General features: G+C 35.5%; 3 protein-coding genes. All 3 read right to left on the bottom strand.

The features are described 5' to 3' along the window. A partial coding sequence (locus AB8B65_RS20535; RefSeq protein ID WP_405303153.1) for a bifunctional nuclease family protein occupies positions 1-251 on the bottom strand: 251 nt, incomplete at its 3' end. 92 nt (positions 252-343) lie between these two features. After that, complete coding sequence (locus tag AB8B65_RS20530; RefSeq protein WP_405303152.1) at positions 344-1,312, bottom strand: electron transfer flavoprotein subunit alpha/FixB family protein; 969 nt, start codon at positions 1,310-1,312, stop codon at positions 344-346. A gap of 107 nt (positions 1,313-1,419) precedes the next feature. After that, complete coding sequence (locus AB8B65_RS20525; protein ID WP_405303151.1) at positions 1,420-2,166, bottom strand: electron transfer flavoprotein subunit beta/FixA family protein; 747 nt, start codon at positions 2,164-2,166, stop codon at positions 1,420-1,422. Between the last annotated feature and the right edge of the window lie 484 nt (positions 2,167-2,650).

Here is a 2,650-nt window from a genome sequence, read left to right as displayed (position 1 = left end):
AATTTGTGAATAATGACTTGTTTTACAACTACATCAAACCGATCGGCAAAATTTTTGAAAAGATCGTGTGTCAACGGTCGCGGCGGTTTGATCTCTTTTTCGAGCGCAATGGCGATTGATTGTGCTTCAAAAGCGCCAATTACGATAGGTAATTTACGGTCTCCATCAACTTCATTCAAAATCAAAGCATAGGCTCCGTTTTGTGTTTGGCTGTATGAAATTCCCTTTATATTTAGTTTTACTAAACTCATTTGTCTCTTAAATGCATTCACATAAAAAAAGGCTGTCTAAAAAGGATTTACCGATTTTAGACAGCCCTTAGTTGGGCACAATTTAGCAAAAATTATGCGTTATTTGCTTTAAATTCTTTCAATTTTTCGATTAGCTGCGGAACTACCTCAAAAGCGTCTCCTACAACACCGTAATCTGCTGCTTTGAAGAAAGGAGCTTCAGGGTCTGTATTGATCACAACTTTTACTTTAGAAGCGTTGATTCCAGCTAAATGCTGAATGGCTCCAGAGATACCAATTGCAATGTATAAGTTTGAAGCTACAGGCTTTCCTGTTTGCCCAACGTGTTCTCCGTGCGGTCTCCATCCTAAGTCAGAAACTGGTTTTGAACAGGCTGTTGCAGCGCCTAGAATATCTGCTAATTCTTCAACCATTCCCCAGTTTTCTGGACCTTTTAATCCTCTTCCGGCAGAAACAACTACATCTGCATCGGCAATGGTTACTTTTCCTGTTACTTTATCTACTGCGTTTACTTTTACACCAAATAATGAATCGTCTAAATTTGGTGAGAAACTTTCCGCCGCAGCGGCACCAGAATTTTCAACCAATCCGAATGCATTGTTAGAAACACCCACAACTTTTACGTCTGAGTTAATTTCTGTCATGCTAAACGCTTTGTTTGTAAAAGCCGTTCTTTTTACGGTAAAAGGACTTGTACTTGTTGGTGCAGCAACTACGTTAGAAGCATATCCTGCTTGTAAGTTTACTGCTAATATTGGCGCTAATGTTTTACTGTCTGCACTTGAGCTAATGATAACAACTTTTGCGTCTTCATTGTTTGCTGCTTGGTGTAGTGTAGCAGCGTAGGCTTTTGCGTTGAAATCGTTTAGTGAATCTGCCGATACATTTAATACTTTATCAACTCCATAGTTTCCTAACTCGGCAGTATCATTTGCATTGATGGCAACAGCTGTAACTGTAGTTCCTAATTGATTTGCAACTTCTTTTGCATACGAAGCGACTTCAAAAGCTGCTTTTTTAAATTTTCCTTGATCTGATTCTGTATATACTAAAACTGACATAATTTTAATTTTTTTAAAATTATCCTGAACTTGATTCAGGATCTAATTTGAAGATTAAACGTGGTTGAGAGGTTCCGAAATAAATTCGAAATTATCTATTCATCCGATTAAATTACCTTTGCTTCGTTGTGCAATAAGTTGATTAATTCATCAATGTTTCCAGCATCTACAAGCTTTACAGCTCCTTTTGGTGCAGGTTTTTCAAATTTTACAGCCGAAGTTTCTTTTGTAGCATCGACAGCATCAATTACAGTTAATGGCTTTTTACGTGCCATCATAATTCCTCTCATGTTTGGAATACGAAGGTCGCTTTCTTCAACCAATCCTTTTTGTCCAGCAATTACTAACGGAAGTGCTGTTTTTGACGTTTCTTTTCCACCGTCAATTTCTCTCATGGCAGTTGCATCAGTTCCTTCAACCTCAAGACTAATACAGTTGTTTATAAAATTAGCATTTGTTAACTCTGCTAACATTCCAGGAACCATTCCTCCATTATAATCAATAGATTCTCTTCCTGCAATCACTAAATCGTATCCGCCATCTTTTACAACAGCTGCCAATTGTTTTGCAACAAAAAATCCGTCTGTTGCTGCTGCGTTCACACGGATTGCTTTATCAGCTCCAATAGCTAATGCTTTACGTAAAGTTGGTTCAGTTTCTGCGCCTCCTACATTGACAACATCTACAGATGCGCCTTGCTTTTCTTTGAACCACATAGCACGCGTTAAACCAAACTCATCATTTGGGTTAATTACAAATTGTACACCATTGGTATCAAACTTAGTATCTCCTTCAGTAAAATTGATCTTTGAAGTAGTGTCCGGAACGTGACTAATGCATACTAGTATCTTCATCGGTATTATATATTTTTAGTGTTTTTTAAATTTTTCACGAAGATACAGATAATTTCTGTAAAAATACTATGCGTGCATAATAAAATTTAATTATTTTTTGTTTTTCATCTAATTTTTTCAATTATTGATAATTTTTAGCTCCTTTTAAGTGGAATTAGTCACATTTTTATAATTCTGACTGCGAATGCATTTTGTTTTATTGATTGAAATTTCTTTCAGAAGCAGCTATAGTTTGTTTTTCATTTTTACATTTTGAAGAAAAGTCATCTGATTTTCGAGTAGAATGTATAGTAGATTTCTCAAAGAGTAAGTGATTTTACTAAAGAAATCATAAAAAGACACTTCTTTGTGAAATGTTTGATTCTGTAATTCTCATTTTTAGAATTAATTGCTATTTTTGTTTTTCACTTTTTTAAAACAATTACAATTGTATGAAAACAATACAGTTTAGAGAAGCGGTAGCTGAAGCTATGAGCGAAGAAAT

The sequence above is a fragment of the Kordia sp. genome (genome assembly GCF_045105435.1).
Taxonomy (GTDB): domain Bacteria; phylum Bacteroidota; class Bacteroidia; order Flavobacteriales; family Flavobacteriaceae; genus Kordia.
This window is presented reverse-complemented; position numbering and strand designations above follow the sequence as displayed.